Source organism: Marinobacter sp. MDS2 (assembly GCF_030718085.1).
Classification (GTDB): domain Bacteria; phylum Pseudomonadota; class Gammaproteobacteria; order Pseudomonadales; family Oleiphilaceae; genus Marinobacter.
Genome location: NZ_JAVAJF010000001.1, coordinates 570,139 through 591,295, shown reverse-complemented (window position 1 = coordinate 591,295; position 21,157 = coordinate 570,139). Strand labels below are relative to the sequence as shown.

The 21,157-nt window shown below is 54.7% G+C and carries 19 protein-coding genes; 15 read left to right on the top strand and 4 right to left on the bottom strand.

What is annotated here, in order from left to right:
- Window positions 1-133 precede the first annotated feature (133 nt).
- The 5 genes from Q9245_RS02820 to Q9245_RS02800 all read left to right on the top strand — a co-directional run bounded on the left by Q9245_RS02820 (window position 134) and on the right by Q9245_RS02800 (window position 4,331).
- Window positions 134-997 carry a hypothetical protein gene (locus Q9245_RS02820; protein WP_305895737.1) on the top strand — a complete coding sequence of 288 codons (864 nt, stop codon included), beginning with the start codon at window positions 134-136 and terminating at the stop codon, window positions 995-997.
- A 60-nt stretch (window positions 998-1,057) separates the two neighbouring features.
- Window positions 1,058-1,735 carry a TetR/AcrR family transcriptional regulator gene (locus tag Q9245_RS02815; protein ID WP_305895736.1) on the top strand — a complete coding sequence of 226 codons (678 nt, stop codon included), beginning with the start codon at window positions 1,058-1,060 and terminating at the stop codon, window positions 1,733-1,735.
- 91 nt (window positions 1,736-1,826) lie between these two features.
- Window positions 1,827-2,291 (top strand): L,D-transpeptidase family protein, encoded by a 465-nt coding sequence (locus Q9245_RS02810; protein WP_371824801.1) that lies wholly within the window; start codon window positions 1,827-1,829, stop codon window positions 2,289-2,291.
- Between the two features lie 23 nt (window positions 2,292-2,314).
- Complete coding sequence (locus tag Q9245_RS02805; protein ID WP_305895734.1) at window positions 2,315-3,562, top strand: mechanosensitive ion channel family protein; 1,248 nt, start codon at window positions 2,315-2,317, stop codon at window positions 3,560-3,562.
- Complete coding sequence (locus tag Q9245_RS02800) at window positions 3,552-4,331, top strand: S-methyl-5'-thioinosine phosphorylase (RefSeq protein ID WP_305895733.1); 780 nt, start codon at window positions 3,552-3,554, stop codon at window positions 4,329-4,331. The genes Q9245_RS02805 and Q9245_RS02800 overlap by 11 nt, the downstream gene beginning before the upstream one ends.
- Here Q9245_RS02800 and Q9245_RS02795 read toward each other — a convergent pair.
- Together Q9245_RS02795 and mfd are read right to left on the bottom strand one after the other, a co-directional pair.
- Entirely contained in the window at window positions 4,318-5,067 is a 750-nt protein-coding gene (locus tag Q9245_RS02795; RefSeq protein WP_305895732.1) for a CsiV family protein, read from the bottom strand. The genes Q9245_RS02800 and Q9245_RS02795 overlap by 14 nt on opposite strands.
- Window positions 5,068-5,096: 29 nt before the next feature.
- Window positions 5,097-8,630 (bottom strand): transcription-repair coupling factor, encoded by a 3,534-nt coding sequence (mfd, locus tag Q9245_RS02790; protein WP_305895731.1) that lies wholly within the window; start codon window positions 8,628-8,630, stop codon window positions 5,097-5,099.
- A 185-nt stretch (window positions 8,631-8,815) separates the two neighbouring features.
- Here mfd and Q9245_RS02785 point away from each other — a divergent pair, with 185 nt between their 5' ends.
- The 10 genes from Q9245_RS02785 (at window position 8,816) to sthA (ending at window position 19,184) form a co-directional block, all read left to right on the top strand.
- The gene (locus tag Q9245_RS02785) at window positions 8,816-10,285 is read left to right on the top strand and encodes a glyceraldehyde-3-phosphate dehydrogenase (protein ID WP_305895730.1); all 1,470 of its coding nucleotides are present in this window, start codon (window positions 8,816-8,818) and stop codon (window positions 10,283-10,285) included.
- Window positions 10,286-10,513: 228 nt separating this feature from the next.
- Window positions 10,514-11,860 (top strand): Na(+)-translocating NADH-quinone reductase subunit A, encoded by a 1,347-nt coding sequence (locus tag Q9245_RS02780; protein WP_305895729.1) that lies wholly within the window; start codon window positions 10,514-10,516, stop codon window positions 11,858-11,860.
- A 4-nt stretch (window positions 11,861-11,864) separates the two neighbouring features.
- Window positions 11,865-13,073, top strand: coding sequence for an NADH:ubiquinone reductase (Na(+)-transporting) subunit B (locus Q9245_RS02775; RefSeq protein ID WP_305895728.1), 1,209 nt, complete (start codon window positions 11,865-11,867; stop codon window positions 13,071-13,073).
- Window positions 13,066-13,869, top strand: coding sequence for a Na(+)-translocating NADH-quinone reductase subunit C (locus Q9245_RS02770; RefSeq protein WP_305895727.1), 804 nt, complete (start codon window positions 13,066-13,068; stop codon window positions 13,867-13,869). The genes Q9245_RS02775 and Q9245_RS02770 overlap by 8 nt, the downstream gene beginning before the upstream one ends.
- 2 nt (window positions 13,870-13,871) lie before the next feature.
- On the top strand, window positions 13,872-14,537 hold the full coding sequence (locus Q9245_RS02765; protein ID WP_305895726.1) for an NADH:ubiquinone reductase (Na(+)-transporting) subunit D: 666 nt from the start codon (window positions 13,872-13,874) through the stop codon (window positions 14,535-14,537).
- A complete protein-coding gene (gene nqrE, locus Q9245_RS02760) occupies window positions 14,537-15,145 on the top strand; it encodes an NADH:ubiquinone reductase (Na(+)-transporting) subunit E (RefSeq protein ID WP_199006749.1) in 609 nt (202 codons plus the stop codon). Before Q9245_RS02765 ends, nqrE begins: the two co-directional genes overlap by 1 nt.
- A 37-nt stretch (window positions 15,146-15,182) precedes the next feature.
- Complete coding sequence (gene nqrF / locus Q9245_RS02755) at window positions 15,183-16,409, top strand: NADH:ubiquinone reductase (Na(+)-transporting) subunit F (RefSeq protein WP_305895725.1); 1,227 nt, start codon at window positions 15,183-15,185, stop codon at window positions 16,407-16,409.
- A 9-nt stretch (window positions 16,410-16,418) separates the two neighbouring features.
- On the top strand, window positions 16,419-17,468 hold the full coding sequence (locus Q9245_RS02750) for an FAD:protein FMN transferase (RefSeq protein ID WP_305895724.1): 1,050 nt from the start codon (window positions 16,419-16,421) through the stop codon (window positions 17,466-17,468).
- Window positions 17,469-17,480: 12 nt separating this feature from the next.
- Window positions 17,481-17,723 (top strand): (Na+)-NQR maturation NqrM, encoded by a 243-nt coding sequence (gene nqrM, locus Q9245_RS02745; RefSeq protein WP_305895723.1) that lies wholly within the window; start codon window positions 17,481-17,483, stop codon window positions 17,721-17,723.
- A gap of 69 nt (window positions 17,724-17,792) precedes the next feature.
- Window positions 17,793-19,184, top strand: a complete 1,392-nt coding sequence (gene sthA, locus Q9245_RS02740) for a Si-specific NAD(P)(+) transhydrogenase (RefSeq protein ID WP_305895722.1) — start codon at window positions 17,793-17,795, stop codon at window positions 19,182-19,184.
- A gap of 25 nt (window positions 19,185-19,209) precedes the next feature.
- Here sthA and Q9245_RS02735 read toward each other — a convergent pair whose 3' ends face one another.
- Window positions 19,210-19,983, bottom strand: coding sequence for a glycerophosphodiester phosphodiesterase (locus Q9245_RS02735; RefSeq protein WP_305895721.1), 774 nt, complete (start codon window positions 19,981-19,983; stop codon window positions 19,210-19,212).
- Window positions 19,980-21,107 carry a 3-deoxy-7-phosphoheptulonate synthase gene (locus Q9245_RS02730; protein WP_305895720.1) on the bottom strand — a complete coding sequence of 376 codons (1,128 nt, stop codon included), beginning with the start codon at window positions 21,105-21,107 and terminating at the stop codon, window positions 19,980-19,982. Before Q9245_RS02730 ends, Q9245_RS02735 begins: the two co-directional genes overlap by 4 nt.
- Window positions 21,108-21,157: the final 50 nt, after the last annotated feature.

Here is a 21,157-nt window from a genome sequence, read left to right as displayed (position 1 = left end):
GTGCGATGAATGGGGAAAGCATACCGGTGGCGCTGACGGTTGCCAAGAAGTGGCGCGGGATAGGGCGCTGCTCAAGTTGTCGCTCTTGTGGCCGATAACCAATCTAACCAACGCATAGAACAGTGGGAGCCTCATGGCGGAAAATGCCACAACAACCATGACTGCGGGTGTGGATTCACCGCCCGCTCAGCTTCGCGCAGGCAGGCCTGCTGATCCTGTGGAAACGTCTCAGCAGGAACGCAGCGAAGCCGTGGATGCAGAGCAAGCGGAAAGCACGGAGGCAGACGGTGACGGCCCGTCCGCCGAGACCAGTGCAGGCGCTGAAGACGAGCCCGGCTTGCAGGACGACGAGGCCCGCCAGGCGCAATCTGAACTGAAAGATCTCAGGTTGATGTTGCGACAATGTGACCGAGTACTCTTGATGGATTTCGAGTTACTGTCGATGTCCGAGTGGCCTGATAACTACTCCGTGGCACAGGCTCGGCGGAGCCGCGATTTGTGGTTGTTATCTGCCATAGTCGCCGCCTCGGTTTTTCTCAGCGGGCTGACAGGCATGGTGCCGGCCTGGGTTGCAGGGGGCGGCTTCGGGGTGTGTGTGTTCATCCTTCTTTTAGGCGTGCCGTTTATTCGGCGCATCTACACCAACAAGCCGTCTTATCTGGATTTGATCCTGCGCCGCCAGCGTATGTTGAGCGATGCACGTAAGCACGTTGCCCATCTTGAAGGAGCCGACGGGCTGGTTTGGCAATGTGCGAGAATGGCCCGGTACAACGCAACCTTGCGCCATGGCCGCTTCAGCGACATGATCCGGCTATCGGAGCAGCGGGTTCTTCCCCGATACCTCAGCAAGCGGGAACATATCAGGCTCTACTTGATCTTTATGCTGGAAGCGGAAAGAGCGTACAACAAAATCCAACAAGCGTTTTTCGATGGCAACCAGGCGGCGATAGATCGGGGGTGGCAAGAGGCCGCTGCGGTGCCAGAGGCTCGAGCTTGACATTATTAGCTCTCAAACGTATGTTTCAAACAGACGTTTGTTAGAGGCTCTGATAATAAAATGGCACAGTCAGATACCGTAGATCGCATTCTCGATGCAGCTGAAGAGCTGTTCGCGGAGCGTGGTTTTGCAGAAACTTCGCTTCGTATGATTACCAGTAAGGCTAACGTAAATCTGGCTGCGGTCAATTACCATTTTGGCTCAAAGAACGCGCTGATCCATGCGGTGTTTGCGCGCTTCTTGACCCCCTTTTCATCGACACTGGAAGCCGCGTTCGATGATTTGGAGCAGAAGTGCCAGGGTAATCCGCCAACTTTGAACCAGACACTGTGGGTGCTGACCGAAAGCGCCATCCGTATGCCCCAGCGCAATGAAAAGGGCATCTCGATTTTCATGCGTTTGCTGGGCCTTGCCTACACCCAATCCCAAGGGCACTTGCGCAAGTTTCTGGAGCAGGAATACGGGCAGCCATTCAGTCGTTTCATGCGATTGCTGAAGGAGGCCACTCCCGAGTTATCGGCTGTAGATCGTTATTGGCGCATACAGTTCATGTTAGGGGCGACCGCGTTCACCATGTCCAGTAGTGATGCCCTGATCGATATTCTCGACAACAAGCTGGGCGTGCAGGCTTCGGTTCAGGAAATTGCCGCTCGTTTGGTGCCGTTCCTGGCCGAAGGCATGAAGGCCCCTGATAAACTGCAAGTGCCGCCTTCGCTTGCGGGCACTACGGTTGCCTGAACTCCCCGCCCTCAGGTAGGCTTCCCTCTGGTTTTCGCCCGAGGGAGCTTACGTTTTGAATACCCCATGGCCCCAACGGGCGCATATCCATATTTCTCTCGCTGATCAGTCGCTTCGTGTACTGGCTGATGACGGTTCCCTGTTGGCCAGTTACCCGGTTTCCACCGCCTTAAACGGGGCGGGGGAACAGGACGGCAGTGGTTGTACGCCCAGGGGCAGGCACTATGTGCGAGCGCGCATTGGTGAAGGTCAGCCTTTGAATGCGGTGTTTCGCGGCCGACGGCCCACAGGCGAGGTATACACGCCGGAGCTTGCGGCGGCCTATCCCGATCGTGACTGGATCCTGACTCGTATACTTTGGCTGTGTGGACTGGAATGGCAGCGCAATCGCGGGCCGGGTGTCGATACCTTTCGCCGTTTCATATACATTCATGGGACACCCGATACGGAGCCGATGGGGGTACCTATGTCTCATGGCTGCGTGCGGATGCGTAACCGGGATTTGTTAGAATTATTCGAGCGTGCGCCGGTTGGTATGTACGTGAATATTGAGTGAGTTGACGAGCCCAGAGGGACAGGATGATCGGAAATATCTTGCGCATAGTAAACGACTGGATTGAACACTTCGGTATGCTTACCGAAGGTTGGCGTGCGGGCATCCTGATTTTTGCGGTGGTGTTTACTACGGCCGTTTTGGCCTTCATCGTTAGCCGTGTGGTTCTATACCTCGAGACCAAATTCAGTCATACCAAGAACCTCTGGGATGATGCGGTTCTCCACGCCTGTCGCCGCCCCCTGGTGGCGTTTATCTGGTTGCAAGGGGTGTATTGGGCGGCAGAAATTGCCCATCATTTCTCTGACGCCGAAGTGTTCACGGCCAACGAAACCGTGCTGAAGATCGGTTTCATGTGGGTGATCGTCTGGGCCTTGTTCGGTCTGGTCAAGCAGGTTGAGAAAGTTCTGGTTTCTCCGGTCAAAATGCGCAAGCCCATGGACTTCACGACGGTGAATGCCATCAGTAAATTGCTTCGCGCGGTCATTATTATTACTGCAGTGCTAACGGCACTGCAGACTCTGGGTTTTAGTATTTCAGGTGTGCTGGCGTTTGGTGGTGTGGGTGGTATTGCCGTTGGCTTTGCCGCCAAGGATTTGCTGGCGAACTTTTTCGGCGGTTTCATTATTCACCTGGATCGCCCGTTCAAGGTGGGGGACTGGATTCGATCTCCTGATCGGAATATTGAAGGGACGGTGGAACACATCGGTTGGCGTTTAACCACCATTCGTACCTTTGATAAGCGCCCGCTGTACGTACCCAATGCGACGTTTACCGTGATCGCGGTAGAGAACCCCTCGCGTATGACCAATCGCAGGATATCCGAAACCATCGGGATTCGTTATGCCGATGTGCAATCAATGAAAACGATTGTTGATGAAATCCGGGATATGTTGAAGAACCACGACGAGATTGATTCCAATCAGACCTTGATCGTGAATTTCCTGGCGTTCAATGATTCCACGCTCGACATCATGATTTACACCTTCACCAAAACTACCGACTGGGTTCGCTATCACGGTATCAAGGAAGATGTACTGCTGAAGATCAGCGATATTATTGAAGGCCACGACGCGGAAGTTGCCTTCCCGACAAGAACCCTGCATTTGCCGGATGGCGTGTCTGTCAGCAATCCGGATGCAAAAGAGAAAGACGATAAGCGCGACGACCAGGCCGCTCGCAAAAAATCGGATTACAGAGAAAATCAGGGCGAGGCCCATGCCCGCGATGACGATTCGAATTCAAGCGACGGAGGTGATGCTGATGGCGACTAATCGTCCGGTAGGAATTATCGGCGGAACGGGGCTGACTCAGCTGAGTGAGCTTCAGATACTTGGCAAAGAGGCGGACAGTAACCGTTGGGGGGAGCCCTCCGACGTACTTGTTAAAGGTGTGCTGGGCGAACAGCCCGTGGTCTTTTTGGCCAGGCATGGCAATCCGCACCGTATACCGCCGCACCGGGTGAACTATCGGGCCAATCTGCAAGCGCTTTACGATGCGGGGGTTCGAACCGTTGTGGGTGTCAATGCCGTGGGTGGGATTCATTCAGCCATGGGCCCGGCCCACGTTGTGATTCCCCATCAGTTGATTGATTACACCTGGGGGCGCGCCAGTACTTTTTTTGAAGACGAGCTTGAACACGTAACCCATATCGACTTTACCCACCCTTACGATCAGGACGGGCGGGCACTTCTAATAGAGTCGGCCGACGCGTTGGAACTCGAATTTTCCGATTTCGGAGTTTATGGAGCTACCCAGGGCCCAAGGCTTGAAACCGCTGCAGAAATCCGTCGTCTTGAGCAAGACGGTTGTGATCTAGTGGGCATGACGGGTATGCCAGAGGCCGTTCTGGCCGCAGAACTGGGTATGCGTTATGTGTGTTTGGGCTTGGTGGTGAATTGGGCGGCAGGAAAGTCTGACCACATCATTACAATGGATGAGATTGAAGCGGCCATCGAGCAAGGCATGACGGGCGTCAAGCGTATTCTGGAGCGCTCAATGGCCAGCTTGGGCGAGTTGGAACGTTTGCCTAAAGTTTCCTGAAGAACACCAGAACCCCGATAGTGGGTGAATCTATGAAATGGATTTCCTCACTCCGCATGCGCCGGGTTTCTTTGATCCAGGTGACCAGCTCGGCCGCGACGGGCTCGACTCTGGCCTGCTGTGTGTCCGTAGTCATATCAGCGATTGATCCTGTGGCCTCGGGCTCTGAGGCTTCGTCAGTGCTGGCTGTTTCAGCAGCGGGGGCATTGGCCACCGGTGCAGAGCCCTCTTTCCAGTGATTCAGGTGAACGCCAACGTGCAGGTAACGCTGCCGGTCGATTTCAATGTGTCCTTCCACGGCTTTCTGCTGGGCTCCGGTCAGCCAATCTCCGATGGCAACTCTCATGGGGGAGCCGTCGTAGTTGGGCGGAAAGCTCTGGTACCAGCCCGCGGCGGCCAGGACCCGGTAATTGCCGCTGTTCTCCAGGCGGCTGGCTGCGCGGCCCAGGTGTAATTCGTTTCGTGGGGCAAGTTTCAGGTCTGAGATGCGGCGCCCGCTGGCGTCTTCGACCCAGAGCGATTTCGCGACATCACGTGATGGCTCGATTTTCTTGCCCGCCATCTGTTCTTCCACCGCGTTTGGGTCAACCAGCCGTTGGAGGATCACGACCTCCGCTCGGTAGAAGTCTTTGCGAGATTCCTGAGCCTGAACAACCGCTGTTGGCAGGAGCGTGAATGCAAGAGCCAGGACGGCGCCTGTCATAAAGGGTTTAGAAAAGCGTTTCGTGGCTTGCAAGTGTCTCACTCCGGCTGAATCAGGTTGGTTCAAGAAGCCTTGGCTTTTGTTTCTTGAGGGCCAAGCTCGGTGAGCATGGCCGAGATGGCGTCGAGTTTACCATTGGTTGAGTCATCATTCAGCCGGAAGCGGAAGCTGTTGGCCCCTTCCAGCCGGAAAGCATCGGGTGCGGATTGCACTTTTTTAACCAGAATCAGAGGATCAACCGGTGTGGTGGCACCAAACTCCAGCCGCACCCATTCCTTGCCAGCATCCACTTTATCAATGCCCAGGGCCTCCGCCATCAATCGAAGCTGGGTTTGGCGCACGAGGTTTTTGGCGGGCTCCGGTAATAATCCGAAGCGATCAATCATTTCTACCTGAAGTTCTTTTAATTCGCCTTCATCTTTTACGCTGGCAATGCGCTTATACAGCATCAAGCGATTGTGAACGTCGGGCAGGTAGTCTTCCGGAATAATCGCCGGAATGCGCAGGTTCATTTCCGTGCCATGGCTCAGGGGCAGTTCCGCATTGGGAGTGCGGCCTTCGCGAATGGCTTTCACAGCTTCGTCCAACAACTGCATGTAGAGCGTGAAGCCGATGCTTTCGATCTGACCGCTTTGTTCTTCACCCAGCAATTCGCCCGCGCCTCGAATTTCGAGGTCGTGAGTGGCCAGCATGAACCCGGCACCCAGATCCTGGGCTTCTGAAATGGCGTCCAGTCGTTTCTTGGCGTCGGCGGAGATGCTCTTGGGCGGTGGTGTCAGCAGGTAGGCGTACGCCTGGTGGTGCGAGCGGCCAACCCGACCACGCAGTTGGTGCAGCTGGGCGAGGCCGAATTTATCCGCCCGTTCAATAATGATGGTGTTGGCGCTGGGTACGTCGATGCCGGTTTCAACGATGGTGGTGCACACCAGAACGTTGAAACGCTTGTGGTAGAAATCCGACATTACCTGTTCCAGCTGGCGCTCCCGCATTTGGCCGTGGCCCACGCCCACTCGGGCTTCCGGGATGAGCCGGCGAAGATCTTCGGCTGTTTTCTCGATGGTGGAAACGTCGTTGTGCAGGAAATAGACCTGACCGCCACGAAGGATTTCCCGAAGAATGGCTTCTTTCACCATGGCTTCGTCCCGTTGACGCACGAAGGTTTTTACCGACAGGCGGCGCGCGGGCGGCGTGGCGATAATCGACAGATCACGCAGGTGCCCCATGGCCATGTTCAGCGTTCTTGGAATTGGCGTGGCGGTGAGGTTAAGCATGTCAACTTCAGCACGTAGTGCCTTCAACTTTTCTTTTTGCTGAACGCCAAACCGGTGTTCTTCATCAATAATGACCAGGCCCAGATTTTTGAACTTCACGTCACCCTGAAGCAGCTTATGGGTGCCGATCACGATATCCGCTTTGCCTTCTTCTATTGCAGACATGGCTTTGCTGGTTTGGGTGCTACTTCTAAAGCGGCTCAGCAGTTCGATGGAAACCGGCGTGTCCGAGAAGCGGTCCCGGAATGATTCGTAGTGCTGCTGGGCCAGCAGCGTTGTTGGCACCAGGACCGCGACTTGCTTGCCGGACCAGGTGGCCAGAAACGCCGCGCGCATGGCCACTTCGGTCTTGCCAAAGCCGACATCGCCGCACACCAGCCGGTCCATCGGCTGCTCGCTGGTCATGTCTTCAAAGACGGCCTGAATCGCGACTTGCTGGTCGGGGGTTTCTTCAAACGGGAACCCCGCGGCAAAGGCGCGATAGGCTTCCTTCGGATCTTCGAACTGGAAGCCTTTTCTGGCCTCGCGGCGAGCGTACACATCCAGCAACTCGGCTGCGGTGTCCCGGATCTTTTCCAGTGCTTTTTGTTTGGCGTTGCTCCAGCGTTCGGTGCCAAGTTTGTGCAGGGGGGCGTGTTCTTCGTCAGCGCCTGCGTAGCGCGAAATCAGGTGCAGGCTGGATACCGGAACATACAATTTTGAGCCGCCTGCGTATTCCAGCGTCAGGAATTCATTGGATTCGCCGCCGGCGCTGATGGTTTCGAGCCCTTTGTAGCGGCCCACGCCATGGTCAATGTGAACCACCGGCGATCCGATTCGGAGCTCGGAAAGATCGCGGTAACCAGCATCATCCACCTCGGTTGGTTTTTCACGGCGTCGGCGTTGCAGAACGCGTTCTCCGAAAAGCGCGGTTTCAGTGATCAGGGCCAGATTCTGCTCCGGCAACACCATGCCTTGTTCCATGGGCGCGATAGTGATCGCCAGGTCGGCATCGTTTTTGTCGAGAAACTCCTGCCAATTGGCCACGGTGCTCAGCTTTAGCTTTTGGCTCTCGAGGTTTTCGATCAGTGCTTCCCGGCGTCCTGAGGATTCGGCGCAGATGAGTACGCGACCGGGGAAGTCGTTGAGAAAACGTTTGAGTCGCCCGGCCGGATCGGCGGCACGGCCGTCCATTGCAATGTCGGGCAGGGCATCGGCCGCGCAATTAGCGGACCCGGCGCCGGCGGTCGGTTCCGTGCTACAGGTCACACGGGGATAACGTTTTAATTGTCTGAATACCTCTTCTTGCAGCAGAAAAAGCTCGGAGGGCGGCAAGATCGGGCGCAGGCGATCGTGTCGGCGGTCTTCATGGCGTGCGCGGGTTTCGCTGTCGAATGCCTGGACGGCATCGTTCAAGCCATCTTCTGTAAATACCAGGGTGGACGCGGGCAGATAATCAAAGAGTGTCGCGGTTTGCTCAAAGAACAGTGGTAAATAGTATTCGATACCAGGTGGCGTAATGCCGTTGCTCACATCCTGGTAAACCGGTGAGTCTTTGTCCGAGTGAGGGAAATGCTCAAACCAGCGGCTGCGAAATCCTGATCGAGCTTCTTTGTGCCACGGGAATTCGTGAGCGGGTAGCAGTTCGATCTGCTCGATGCGATCGATGGAACGCTGTGTTTCGGGATCGAAAGTTCTCAGAGTTTCGATTTCATCGTCGAACAGATCAATCCGGTAGGGCAGGTTGGAGCCCATTGGGTAAATGTCGAGAATGGCGCCCCGAACCGCGTATTCGCCGTGTTCGTATACGTTTTCCGCGTGGTGGTAGCCAGCAGCTTCCAGCTGCATGCGCCAGTTATCGATGTTCAGAGTCTGACCGGTTTTCAGAAGCAGGGTGTTGCCTTGCAGATAGCTGGGCGGTGCCAGCCGGTGCATCAAGGTACGTGCCGGAACAATCAAGATGCCGTGGTCAGTTGAGGGCAGGCGGTGCAGGGTGCGAATGCGCCGCGAGGTGATGTCCTGATGGGGTGAAAAAAGGTCGTAGGGCAGGGTTTCCCAATCAGGCAGCGATAACAGTTCCAGCCCGTCGTCAGAGAGGGTTGCGCCGTCCTCTTCGGGTGGCAGGCTAAGAAAAAACCGAACCGCTTGCTCAAGCCGGAGGGCCTCGTCGGTACTTCGGGTCACGACTAAAGTCAGGCCTTTGTGGCTCCGCGCACTTTCACAGATGGCGAGAGCTTGACTGCAACCCTGCAGTTGCCCCCATTTTCGGTGGTCTGCTGCCTGTGCCGGAGCTGCGGGTGCAATCAGCGTGGTGTTCGCTACGGTGTTGGTTGAACCTTGAGCCATGGGCTTGGCCATCTCCTGAATTGAAGCGTCTGGGAACCGGAAGCGCAACATTCTATCGCTCAGGGATTACAGTGTCATGGTTGCTGCTTGCAAACGGGATACACAAAGCCATTTGCCGTGAGGCTCGTTAAGTTGGATAATGTGCGCCTCAAAATTACTCCCCAGTGCTAAACGAGGTTCCAACCGTGAGTCACGACAAGATCAACCAGCATCTGTCCAACTGGACTGAACGAGAGTCCACCGCGGAAGCCATGATTCCGCTGATCGGCCGTCTTTACCGTAAAAACAATGTAGTTACTTCTATTTACGGTCGTTCGATCATCAATCAGTCGGTGATCGACATCCTGCGGGCTCACCGGTTTGTGCGTCAGGTTGAAGACAGTGAGTTGTCTGTGCACGACACCATGCCAATCCTGCAAGAGATGGATAAACTGAATCTGGGCCGTGCTCACGTTGATATCGGTAAGCTTGCGGTCAAGTTCAAGGAAGAGGGCGGTGACCTCGTTGAGTTTCTGAAGCGTGAGATTGGTTCGATTGTGGGTCAGTACGAAGCGCAATCCGAGCAAGACGCAAACGGTGATACCAAAGATGTGGTTCTTTACGGTTTCGGCCGCATCGGCCGTCTGCTGGCTCGTATCCTGATCGAAAAAGCGGGTGGTGGTAACAACCTGCGTCTGCGCGCAATTGTGGTGCGTCAGGGCGGTGCCGAGAACGATCTCGAGAAGCGCGCAAGCTTGCTGCGTCGTGACTCAGTGCACGGGCCGTTCAATGGCTCCATTACCGTTGACGAAGAAAACTCTGCTCTGATCGCTAACGGCAACTTCATCAAGGTTATCTACTCTGGTGGCCCGGATCAGGTGGACTACACCGAATACGGTATCGATAACGCCATCGTTGTCGATAACACGGGTATCTGGCGTGACGAAGCCGGCCTTGGTCTGCACCTGAAGTCAAAGGGTGTTAGCCGGGTTATCCTGACTGCGCCGGGTAAAGGTGATATCAAGAACATCGTTTACGGCATCAACAACGACTGGATCACCGAAGACGATAAGATCCTGTCTGCCGCGTCTTGTACCACAAACGCCATCACGCCGGTGTTGAAGGCGATTAACGACGAGTTCGGCATTGAAGACGGTCACGTTGAAACCGTTCACTCTTACACCAACGACCAGAACCTGATCGATAACTACCACAAGGGTAGCCGTCGTGGCCGCAGTGCTGCATTGAACATGGTTATCACAGAAACCGGTGCCGCTAAAGCTGTTGCCAAGGCGCTGCCTGAATTGAAGGGCAAGCTGAGCGGTAATGCGATCCGTGTTCCGACTCCGAACGTTTCCATGGCGATTCTGAACCTGAACCTGAAGTCTGACGTAGACGTGGAAAAGGCGAACGAGTATTTGCGTGAAATGGCTCTGCATTCTGAGCTGCAAAAGCAGATCGACTTTGTGAACTCGCCAGAGGTGGTTTCTACCGACTTCGTTGGTTCCCGCCACGCGGGTGTCGTAGATGCTCAAGCGACCATTGCAAACGGCAAGCGCCTGATTCTGTACGTATGGTACGACAACGAATTCGGCTACAGCGCTCAGGTTATCCGCTGTGTTAACCAGATGGCTGGCGTTGATTATCCGATCTTCCCGAAGCGCGCACGCGACTAATGTCGTAGGTGAACTCGATCGAGACGGAAACGAAAGCCCCGGCAGCGAGAGTTGCCGGGGCTTTTTCGTTTGTTTTGGCACCAAAAGCATTTTGGTTACCGGTGGAAATAGGTTTCCTTAATCTCTATAATTGGCGCGATTTTGGGTGTGTCTGGCTCCACGGTACGTTGCGCAGGAGTTGGACGTTTAAGAATCCACAGAATAGTTTCTGATGACTGGATGAGGCTAATGATCAAGATCAAAAAAGGCCTGGATCTTCCCATCAGCGGCGCTCCCGAACAGACCATTACCGATGGCAAGCCGATTCGCCACGTGGCGCTTATTGGCTTTGACTATCACGGCATGAAGCCGACTATGGCTGTGAAAGAAGGGGACCGTGTTAAGCGCGGTACGCTGCTGTTCACGGATAAGAAGACCGAAGGCGTTCGTTACACTTCACCGGCTGCCGGTGTGGTGAAAGAAGTTAATCGCGGTGAGCGTCGGGTATTTCAGTCTGTTGTCATCGAAATCGATGGTGACGAGGCCGAAACCTATGCCCGCTACAACGACTCGGATCTCGCCGGCCTGGAACGCCAGCAAGTAGTCGACAACCTTGTTGAATCCGGTTTGTGGACAGCGTTCCGCACACGTCCGTACAGCAAAGTTCCGGCTATCGACTCTGCTCCGAACTCCATTTTTGTGTCAGTGATGGACACCAATCCGCTAGCGGCGGACCCTGCGGTGATCATCGGTGAGAACAGTCAGGCTTTCGAGAAAGGGCTGACCATTATCTCCCGTCTCACTAACGGCAAGGTGTTTGTAACCGGCAAGCCAGGCACGAACGTGTCTGTACCCAAAGCCGACAACATCGAAGTACATCAGTTTGATGGTGTGCATCCTGCCGGCAATGTGGGCACCCATATCCATCATCTGGATCCGGTTTCTGCCAACAAGACCGTCTGGACGATCAATTACCAAGACGTGATCGATATCGCCCAACTGTTCGAAACCGGTGAAGTGCCGGTTGAGCGCATTGTGGCTATTGGCGGCCCGAAGGCGCTGAAGCCTCGTCTCGTTCGTACCCGCTTGGGTGCCAGCTTGCCTGAGCTTCTGGACGGTGAAGTCGCAACCGATTGCGAGATCCGTGCGATCTCCGGCTCTGTCTTTGGTGGGCGTCGCGGTGACGGCCCCTGTGCCTACCTGGGCCGGTTTGCCAATCAGGTGTCGGTTCTGGAAGAGGGCTACAAGCGCCACTTCATGGGCTGGTTGACGCCTGGCGCCAACAAGTTCTCGGTACTGAACATCTACTTGTCCAAACTGATGGGTGGCAAGCGCTTCGATTTCACTACGACCACCAATGGTAGTGAGCGGGCGATGGTTCCTGTCGGTGCCTATGAGCAAGTGATGCCACTGGATATCCTGCCAACCCAGCTGCTACGTGCACTGATTGTTGGTGATACTGAAGTGGCTCAGAAACTGGGCGCTCTGGAGCTGGACGAAGAAGATCTCTCACTGTGCACCTTTGTGTGCCCGGGTAAATATGAATACGGTCCGATTCTCCGTGAGAACCTGACCCGAATCGAGATCGAGGGCTAACACGATGTCTATCAGACAGTATCTCGATGGTATCGAGCATCACTTTGAAAAAGGTGGCAAGTGGGAGCGCTGGTATGCACTCTACGAAGCCGCTGATACTATTTTCTACACGCCCGGATCGGTAACCAAGACCACTTCCCACGTGCGTGATGGCGTTGATCTCAAGCGCATCATGATCACCGTGTGGTTGTGTGCCTTCCCGGCGATGTTCTTCGGTATGTGGAACATTGGCTACCAGGCCAATAACTTCCTGGCCGCGAACCCGGACGCCCTGGTGGGCGACGGTGGCCTGCGTACCGCATTTATTCAGGCTCTCGCTGTTACAGGCGCAGGAGCTGGCCTGTGGGACAACTTCGTATACGGCATGGCTTACTTCATTCCGGTATACGCAGTGACCTTCATTGTGGGTGGTTTCTGGGAAGTGCTGTTTGCAACCGTGCGTCGTCACGAAGTAAACGAAGGCTTCTTCGTAACGTCCATTCTCTTTGCCCTGATCTGCCCGCCGTCCATCCCTTTGTGGCAGGTAGCCTTGGGTATCACCTTCGGTGTTGTGATCGGTAAAGAAGTCTTTGGCGGTACCGGCAAGAACTTCCTGAACCCTGCGCTGACCGGTCGTGCGTTCCTGTACTTTGCGTACCCGGCCCAGATCTCCGGCGACACGGTTTGGACCGCTGTTGATGGGTTCAGTGGCGCAACGGCCCTGAGTGTGGCTGCCAGCGAAGGTATGGAAGCGCTGAACCAGCAGATCGGCTGGATGAACGCGTTCATGGGTACCATTCAAGGCTCCATGGGTGAAACCTCCACCATTGCTGTTCTGATTGGTGGCTTGGCGCTGATTGCTATGCGCATCGCGAGCTACCGCATTGTTGGTGGCGTGCTGATCGGCATGATCGCAATGTCCTTGCTGCTGAACCTGATCGGTTCTGAAACCAACAACATGTTTGCTGTACCGCCGCACTGGCACCTGGTTATGGGTGGCTTTGCCTTCGGTATGATGTTCATGGCAACAGATCCTGTTTCAGCGTCTATGACCAACACCGGCCGCTGGTGCTTCGGTATCCTGGTGGGTGTAATGACCGTTCTGATCCGTGTGGTTAACCCCGCATTCCCGGAAGGCATCATGTTGGCGATCCTGTTTGCTAACCTGTTTGCTCCGTTGATGGATCATTACGTGGTTCAAGCTAACATCAAACGGAGGCTTGCTCGTGGCTAAAGCTAAAGAAACTGTCTCCAGAACCATTATCGTTGCACTGGTACTGAGTATCGTTTTCTCTGTTGTGGTATCCACGGCAGCAGTATCGCTCCGTCCGGCTCAGATCAAAAACCAGAACCTGGACATCAAGTCCAACATTCTGGCTGCTGCAGGCATGCTGGAAACCGGTGCAAGCGCTGATCAGATCGAGGAACGCTTTGAGCTGTTCGACGTTCGCCTGGTTGATCTTGAAACCGGTGATTTCGTAGAGCCTTCTGCCGTTGGTGTAGAAGATCCTATGAAGTACGACATGTACAAAGCGGCTTCTGACCCGGAGCTGAGCACCAACATCCCATCCTCCGAAGACAAGGCCGGCATCAAGCGCCGCCCGAACATCGCCAAGGTATATACCTTGAGCGAAAACGGAGACCTGGTTCGTGTAGTGCTGCCGGTTCACGGTTACGGCTTGTGGTCTACCTTGTACGGTTTCGTGTCTCTTGAAGGTGACCTGAACACCATCGAAGGGCTCGGATTCTACGCTCATGCGGAAACCCCGGGTCTTGGTGGTGAAGTAGACAATCCGCGCTGGAAGCAGCAGTGGGTGGGCAAGGAGCTGTACAGCGACGACCCGACCGAGCCCCAGATCCAGCTGGTCAAAGGCGGTGTTGGTGCTGACGCCAAGAACAAAGAGCACAAGATTGATGCTCTCTCTGGCGCCACTCTGACCAGCCGCGGTGTTGAGCAACTGGTCAACTACTGGATGGGCGACCGTGGCTACGCGCCGTTCCTCAAGAAACTTCGTGAAGGGGAGGTCTGATCATGGCTGAAGCAAACGCCAAACAGGTTCTTTTCGAACCGATATTCAGTAACAACCCGATCGGGCTGCAGATCCTTGGTATTTGTTCAGCGCTCGCAGTAACCACGAGCATGAGCGTTACCATCGTTATGTGCTTGTCGGTTATCGCAGTTACCGCGTTTTCAAACCTGGCGGTATCGCTGGTACGGACCCAGATTCCGGGAAGTATCCGGATCATCGTGCAGATGACCATCATTGCCTCTCTGGTAATCGTGGTAGACCAGATCCTCAAAGCCTACGCCTACGAAATCAGTAAGCAGTTGTCGGTTTTCGTCGGTCTGATCATTACCAACTGTATCGTTATGGGCCGCGCCGAAGGTTTCGCCATGAAGAATGGCCCCTGGTTGAGCTTCGTAGACGGCATCGGTAACGGTCTTGGCTACTCGGTCATGCTGTTGTTCGTTGCTTTCTTCCGTGAGCTGCTGGGCGCCGGTTCTTTGTTCGGCGTCACTCTGCTGACTCCGGTAAACGAAGGCGGCTGGTACATCACCAACGGCTTACTGCTGTTGCCACCGAGTGCGTTTTTCATCATTGGTCTGGCGATTTGGGGTCTGCGTACCTGGATGCCGGAGCAGGTTGAAGAGCCCGATTACAAGATGTCCCGCCACACCCATAAGGAGGCGTTCTGATGGAGCATTATATCAGCCTGCTTCTCAAGGCAATTTTCATTGAGAACATGGCGCTCGCGTTCTTCTTGGGTATGTGTACGTTTCTGGCCATCTCCAAGAAAGTTGAAGCTGCTACCGGTCTGGGTATCGCGGTAATTGTTGTGTTGACGTTGACCGTTCCGGTGAACAACCTCATCTACAACAACATTCTGCGTGAAGGTGCGCTGGCGTGGGCCGGCCTGCCTGAGGTTGACCTGAGCTTCCTGGGCCTGATCACTTACATTGGTGTTATTGCTGCCATTGTTCAGATCATGGAAATGATTCTGGATAAATACATTCCGGCACTTTACTCCGCGCTGGGTGTGTTCCTGCCACTGATCACAGTTAACTGCGCCATCATGGGTGCGGCGCTGTTCATGGTCGAGCGTGATTACACCTTCAGTGAAAGTGTGGTTTACGGCTTTGGTGCTGGTGTTGGCTGGGCTTTGGCGATCATTGCTCTGGCTGGTATCCGTGAGAAGCTCAAGTACAGCGATGTTCCGGAAGGCCTGCGTGGCTTGGGGATTACCTTCATTACTGTTGGTTTGATGTCCCTTGGCTTCATGTCCTTTTCAGGGATTTCCCTGTAATTCACCCGGTGATTCGGTTTAACGAAAAGGCGAGACCATGTATACAGAAATAATACTCGGCGTGGTCATGTTCACCGTTATCGTTCTGGCGCTTGTTGCGGTCATCCTCGCGGCAAGATCCAAACTGGTAAGCACCGGTGATGTGACCATCGAAATCAATGACGACCCGGACCACACCGTGAAAACGGAAGCCGGTGGAAAACTTCTGGGCACCTTGGCCAACAGCGGGATTTTCCTGTCTTCTGCTTGTGGCGGTGGCGGTACCTGCGCCCAGTGTAAGTGTAAAGTTCTGGACGGCGGCGGTGCGATGCTGCCGACTGAAAAGACACACTTCACTAACCGTGAAGAGAAAGAAGGCTGGCGCTTGTCGTGTCAGGTTCCTGTGAAGCAGGACATGAAGATCGAAGTGCCGGAAGAATTCTTTGGTGTTAAGAAGTGGGAATGCGAAGTCATTTCTAACCACAACGTGGCCACTTTCATCAAAGAACTGGTGCTGAAGCTTCCTGAAGGCGAGGAAGTCGACTTCCGCGCTGGTGGTTATGTGCAGCTGGAATGCCCTCCTTACGAAATCGACTTCAAGGATTTCGCGATCGAGGAAGAGTTCCACGAAGATTGGGACAAGCACGATATCTGGCGCTACAAGGCGATCAACAAAGAAGAAACCATCCGGGCCTATTCCATGGCGAACTACCCGGAAGAAAAGGGTCTTCTGAAGTTCAATATCCGTATTGCAACGCCACCTCCGGGCAGTGACCACCCACCAGGCATCATGTCGAGCTATGTGTTCAACCTGAAGCCGGGTGACAAGGTTACCGTGATGGGGCCGTTCGGTGAGTTCTTCGCCAAGAAGACGGATGCTGAAATGGTATTCGTTGGCGGCGGTGCGGGTATGGCACCGATGCGTTCGCACATCTTTGACCAGCTCAAGCGCCTGAAGTCGAAGCGTAAGATCAGCTTCTGGTACGGTGCACGTAGTGTTCGCGAAATGTTCTACGTTGAAGATTTCGACGGCCTGGCCGAAGAAAACGAAAACTTCGAGTGGCACGTGGCGTTGTCTGATGCGCTGCCAACCGATAATTGGGAAGGCCCGACTGGCTTCATCCACAACGTGTTGTACGACAACTATCTGAAGGACCATCCGGCCCCTGAAGACTGTGAGTTCTACATGTGTGGACCCCCAATCATGAACGCGTCTGTCATCAAGATGCTGAAAGATCTTGGTGTCGAAGACGAAAACATCATGCTGGATGACTTTGGAGGTTAATTAGCTCAAATGACATCCCGCATGTTTGGACCCGTCAGGGTGGTTATGGCCAGCGTCATTATGACGCTGGCGGTGGCCGCCCTGGCGGGTTGCTCGTTTCAGGAAGAAGAAAAAGTCTGGGAGATCTCTGGTGGGATCTTTGGAACCAGCTATCACATCAACGTCGTATTGCCGGACGATAATGCCAAGCTCAAACTGCTGGCACAGGGCATTCAAAGCGAGTTGGAGCAGGTCGATAACGCGATGTCCACCTGGAAGCAGGACTCCGAACTGTCCCGGTTGAACCATCAAACGGACCAGATGGAGTGGACTGTACTCTCGGCTCCGCTTTTCGAAGTGATTCAGCGCGCTCAGGAAATCTCAGCTCAGACTGACGGCGCCTTCGATGCCACCATCGGGCCGGTGGTTAATCTCTGGGGGTTTGGCCCGGAGGCCAGGCCTGAACACACGCCCTCCGATGAGGAGCTGCAACGGATGCTAGGCGTGACCGGCTGGGAGTTCCTGGAGCTTGATGCAGAAGTGTTAGCTATCCGCGCCAGCAAACCCCAGTACATCGACTTGTCTGGTATTGCCAAGGGCTATGGGGTGGACGTGGTGGCCCGATACCTCGACAGCCAAGGCGTGCAGGCCTACCTTGTTGAGATAGGAGGCGAGGTGCGTACCCGAGGCCGCAAACCGGAAGGTGATATTTGGCGACTGGCGGTAGAGACGCCTTCCGAGCAGGCTCGACAGGTGAATGTGGTGGTGGCGCTGGATCAGAAATCCATGGCAACCTCCGGTGACTATCGTAACTATTACGAATCGGAAGGGAAGCGATATTCACATACAATTGACCCAGATACCGGTAGGCCGATCGATCATCGGTTAGCATCCGTAACCGTTATCTCGGATGACTGTATGACAGCCGATGCATTGGCAACAGCGTTCAATGTGATGGGGTTTGAGCGGGCGATGAGCCTGGCGACCCGTGAGAATATCCCGGCGTATTTTATTGTAAGGGGTGAAGCTGGATTTGACGTGCACAGCACGCCGGCGTTTTCCGCTTACGTTGTCCAGTAAGGGGGGCAGGGTATGAGTACCTTTTTGTTAGTTTTGGCAATTGTGGTTTTGCTGATGGTGGGTATGTCCGTCGGCGTTATTTTCGGGCGTAAGCCGATTAGTGGTACTTGCGGTGGTATTGGTGCGCTTGGCATCAGCTCCTCGTGCGATATTTGTGGTGGCAACACCCAAAAGTGCGAAGAGAGCCGTTCTGAATCAGCAACGCCGGTGAGCGCAGAAGATTTGGCCTACGACGCCAGCAAAATCGATAAATAACGGCAAGCGATCACACACTCAATAATTAAAGCTACGCTCACAAGACGTAGATAAGGAGATACTGCGCGCATGGCAGAACATCATTACGACGTTGTTGTTATTGGTGCCGGCCCCTCTGGTGAAGGGGCGGCAATGAATGCGGCCAAGCACAATAAGCGGGTTGCGATCATCGAGGATAAAGCCACCGTAGGGGGTAACTGTACTCACTGGGGCACCATTCCTTCCAAGGCACTGCGTCATTCTGTTAAGCAGATTATCACCTTCAACACGAACCAGATGTTCCGGGACATTGGTGAGCCTCGTTGGTTCTCGTTCCCGCGGGTTCTGCAAAGCGCCCAGAAGGTTATTGGGAAGCAGGTGAAATTGCGCACCCAGTTTTACTCACGTAACCGGGTTGATTTGCTGAACGGCCGCGCGGCGTTTCTGGACAAGAACCGCTTGGAAATTCGCGGTCACAAATCGGTCGAGACGATCCATTTCAAGCAGGCCATTGTGGCCACCGGTTCGCGCCCGTATCTGCCACCCGATGTGGACTTCCGTCACCATCGGATCTACAACTCCGATTCCATTCTGAATCTGTCCCATACGCCGCGCACGTTAATCATCTATGGCGCTGGCGTCATCGGTTCCGAGTATGCGTCGATTTTTGCGGGCTTGGGGGTGAAGGTTGATCTGATCAACCCGGGCAGCCGTTTGCTGTCGTTTTTGGATGACGAGATATCAGATGCCCTCAGCTATCACCTGAGAAACAACGGTGTGCTGGTGCGTCACAATGAACAGTACGAGACTGTCAAAGGTGATGATCACGGCGTGGTAGTCACCCTTCAGTCTGGCAAAAAAATCCGCGCCGACGCGTTCCTGTGGTGTAACGGCCGAAGTGGCAATACCGATAATCTGGGGCTCGATAAAGTGGGTCTTGAGCCGAATAGTCGTGGTCAATTGTCGGTAGACGACCATTACCGCACGGAAGTAGAGCACATCTATGCGGTGGGTGATGTCATTGGCTGGCCAAGCCTCGCGAGTGCTGCTTATGATCAGGGGCGTTCTGCGTCTTCTGACGTGGTGCAGGATGAGTACTTCCGTTTTGTGGACGATGTGCCGACCGGCATTTACACCATTCCGGAAATCAGCTCAGTGGGTAAGACCGAGCGCGAGCTGACAGAAGCGAAAGTGCCGTACGATGTGGGGCAGGCGTTTTTCAAGGATCTGGCGCGTGCTCAGATCACCGGTGAAGCGGTCGGGATGCTGAAGCTGCTGTTCCACAGAGAAACCCGGGAAATTCTGGGCATTCACTGCTTTGGAGACCAGGCGGCGGAAATCGTCCACATCGGCCAGGCCATTATGAACCAGGAAGGGGAAGCGAACTCCCTGAACTACTTCATTAACACTACCTTTAACTACCCAACCATGGCGGAAGCCTATCGGGTAGCTGCACTGAACGGCCTGAACCGAATCTTCTGATTCAGGACGTTCATCGGGCAGTCAGTTACAAATCTGGCTGCCCGGTTTCTTGGGCAGGCAAAGTCACGAGTGATTTTGCACGATTATCGAAGTACATTCGCGTGCTGGTCGGGAAGTCTGTGATGATGCTGTCCACGCCCATTTCTTCTAGAGTCAGCATGTCGTGGATGCGGTTCACCGTCCAGGCGGAGACGTGCATATTCCGTTTGTGCGCAATATCGACCATTCCTTTGCTAAGAATTCGCCAATTCACACAAAAGTATTCGCAGCCGAGCGAGCTGGCGACTTTTAACGGCTTGGGAAATTTCCGTTCAGCCACGAGCCCTATGCGGATGTTCTTGTCACGCCGGCGGATTTCTCGCAGAAACCAAGGGTCGGTCGAGGTGATGGCCGCTGTTTGGTACAAGTTTCGTCGTTGAATGATTTCGGTCAACCGGTTGCAGAGGATATTGAGCCGGTACCGATTGTCTTTCTTGACCTCCAGCTGAAGGTGTTCCAGATCGGACAGTTGGTCCAGCAAGGTTTCGAGCGCCGGGATGCCGGTTGGGTGTGGCCACGAACTGGTGTTGCGCCGGGCATCCATCTGGTTCAGTTCGTTCGCTGTGTATTTGCTGATGCCGCCTTTCTGGCCGGTTGTGCGGTCAACGGTGAGGTCGTGTACCAACACCGGTATGCCGTCTTTTGATAACGCCAGATCAAGCTCGAAGTGCCGTACGCCTAGTCGATAAGCATGAAGAAACCCGGGAAGCGTGTTTTCAGGGGCCTCGCCTTTGGCCCCGCGGTGACCATAAATGATCATTCTGTAGCGATATCCTTTAATCGTTTGTAGATAGCCTGGCGTTTCTTCCAGGTGTCGTGGCAAAGCTGAATGTCTTCCAGATAAGCCGGTAGTTCGTTCATCAGAAGCGCCTGAGGGCCATCCACCAGGGCTTTTTCGGGTTTCGGGTGGAAGTCTACCAGCACCATGTTGGCGCCGGCGATGACGCCCTGTGCGGTGGCGTGCATCACATCGAGAATGCCGTCCGGAGACTGCTGCCGGGTGCCGACAGAATGAGACGGGTCAACGCACACCGGCATCCGTGTTAGCCGTTTCACCGCCGGAACGTGGGCAAAATCGACCATGTTGCGGTGTGGCTGGCCGGCTTCGGTTTTCATTCCACGCAGGCAGAAAATCACGTTGGCGTTGCCCTCGCTGGCCAGATATTCCGCAGCATTCAGAGATTCATTCAGGGTGATCCCGAAGCCCCGTTTCAGCAACACCGGATAGGTGCTCTGGCGGCCAATCGCTTTCAGCAGTTCAAAGTTCTGGGTGTTGCGCGTACCCACCTGCAGCATCACCCCGGTTGGCCGGCCCAGTTTTTCAAGACAGGTATCAATCTCTTCAATGTGGCTTTCATGGGTGATCTCCATCGCCACCACTTTGATGCCATGTTTGCCGGCTTTTTCGAACACCCAGGGCAGGCAACCCTGGCCATGCCCCTGAAACGAGTAGGGGTTGGTCCGCGGCTTGTAGGCACCCATGCGCGTGCACACCTGCCCGTTCTCTTCCAAGGCCTTCATCATGATTTCGACATGCTCGGGGACATCGACGGCACACAAACCGGCAAACACGTTCAGGTTGTTCTGGTTAAAATCGACACCGTTGTAGTGGAACCCGCTTTGGCGGTTGTCGTCTTTATGGCGCCCCAGAATACGGTAATCTTCAGAAATCCGTATGGCCCGCTCAACCGCCGGCAAGGCCTCGATTTCTTCTTTGTCCAGCGGCTTGGTATCGCCCAGCAGATAGATTTCAGTTAGCCGCTGACTTACACCCTGAACCTCGTGAACCCGCAGGCTCACTCCGGGCAGGTTTTCCAGATAGTGCATGGTCTGGCGGTAAGCTTCGCTATTCAGTTCGGTATTCGGGTGAAGAATGGCTAACATGATGAAATCCTCGACTTAACGGGCGATCACTGCCGCTGAAGGCGCTCGCT

Coding starts and splice junctions, on each gene's coding strand:
- Q9245_RS02820 (WP_305895737.1), top strand. CDS start 134: ATGGCGGAAAATGCCACAACAACCATGACTGCGGGTGTGGATTCACCG.
- Q9245_RS02815 (WP_305895736.1), top strand. CDS start 1,058: ATGGCACAGTCAGATACCGTAGATCGCATTCTCGATGCAGCTGAAGAG.
- Q9245_RS02805 (WP_305895734.1), top strand. CDS start 2,315: ATGATCGGAAATATCTTGCGCATAGTAAACGACTGGATTGAACACTTC.
- Q9245_RS02800 (WP_305895733.1), top strand. CDS start 3,552: ATGGCGACTAATCGTCCGGTAGGAATTATCGGCGGAACGGGGCTGACT.
- mfd (WP_305895731.1), bottom strand. CDS start 8,630: ATGGCTCAAGGTTCAACCAACACCGTAGCGAACACCACGCTGATTGCA.
- Q9245_RS02780 (WP_305895729.1), top strand. CDS start 10,514: ATGATCAAGATCAAAAAAGGCCTGGATCTTCCCATCAGCGGCGCTCCC.
- Q9245_RS02775 (WP_305895728.1), top strand. CDS start 11,865: ATGTCTATCAGACAGTATCTCGATGGTATCGAGCATCACTTTGAAAAA.
- Q9245_RS02765 (WP_305895726.1), top strand. CDS start 13,872: ATGGCTGAAGCAAACGCCAAACAGGTTCTTTTCGAACCGATATTCAGT.
- nqrE (WP_199006749.1), top strand. CDS start 14,537: ATGGAGCATTATATCAGCCTGCTTCTCAAGGCAATTTTCATTGAGAAC.
- nqrF (WP_305895725.1), top strand. CDS start 15,183: ATGTATACAGAAATAATACTCGGCGTGGTCATGTTCACCGTTATCGTT.
- Q9245_RS02750 (WP_305895724.1), top strand. CDS start 16,419: ATGACATCCCGCATGTTTGGACCCGTCAGGGTGGTTATGGCCAGCGTC.
- nqrM (WP_305895723.1), top strand. CDS start 17,481: ATGAGTACCTTTTTGTTAGTTTTGGCAATTGTGGTTTTGCTGATGGTG.
- sthA (WP_305895722.1), top strand. CDS start 17,793: ATGGCAGAACATCATTACGACGTTGTTGTTATTGGTGCCGGCCCCTCT.
- Q9245_RS02735 (WP_305895721.1), bottom strand. CDS start 19,983: ATGATCATTTATGGTCACCGCGGGGCCAAAGGCGAGGCCCCTGAAAAC.
- Q9245_RS02730 (WP_305895720.1), bottom strand. CDS start 21,107: ATGTTAGCCATTCTTCACCCGAATACCGAACTGAATAGCGAAGCTTAC.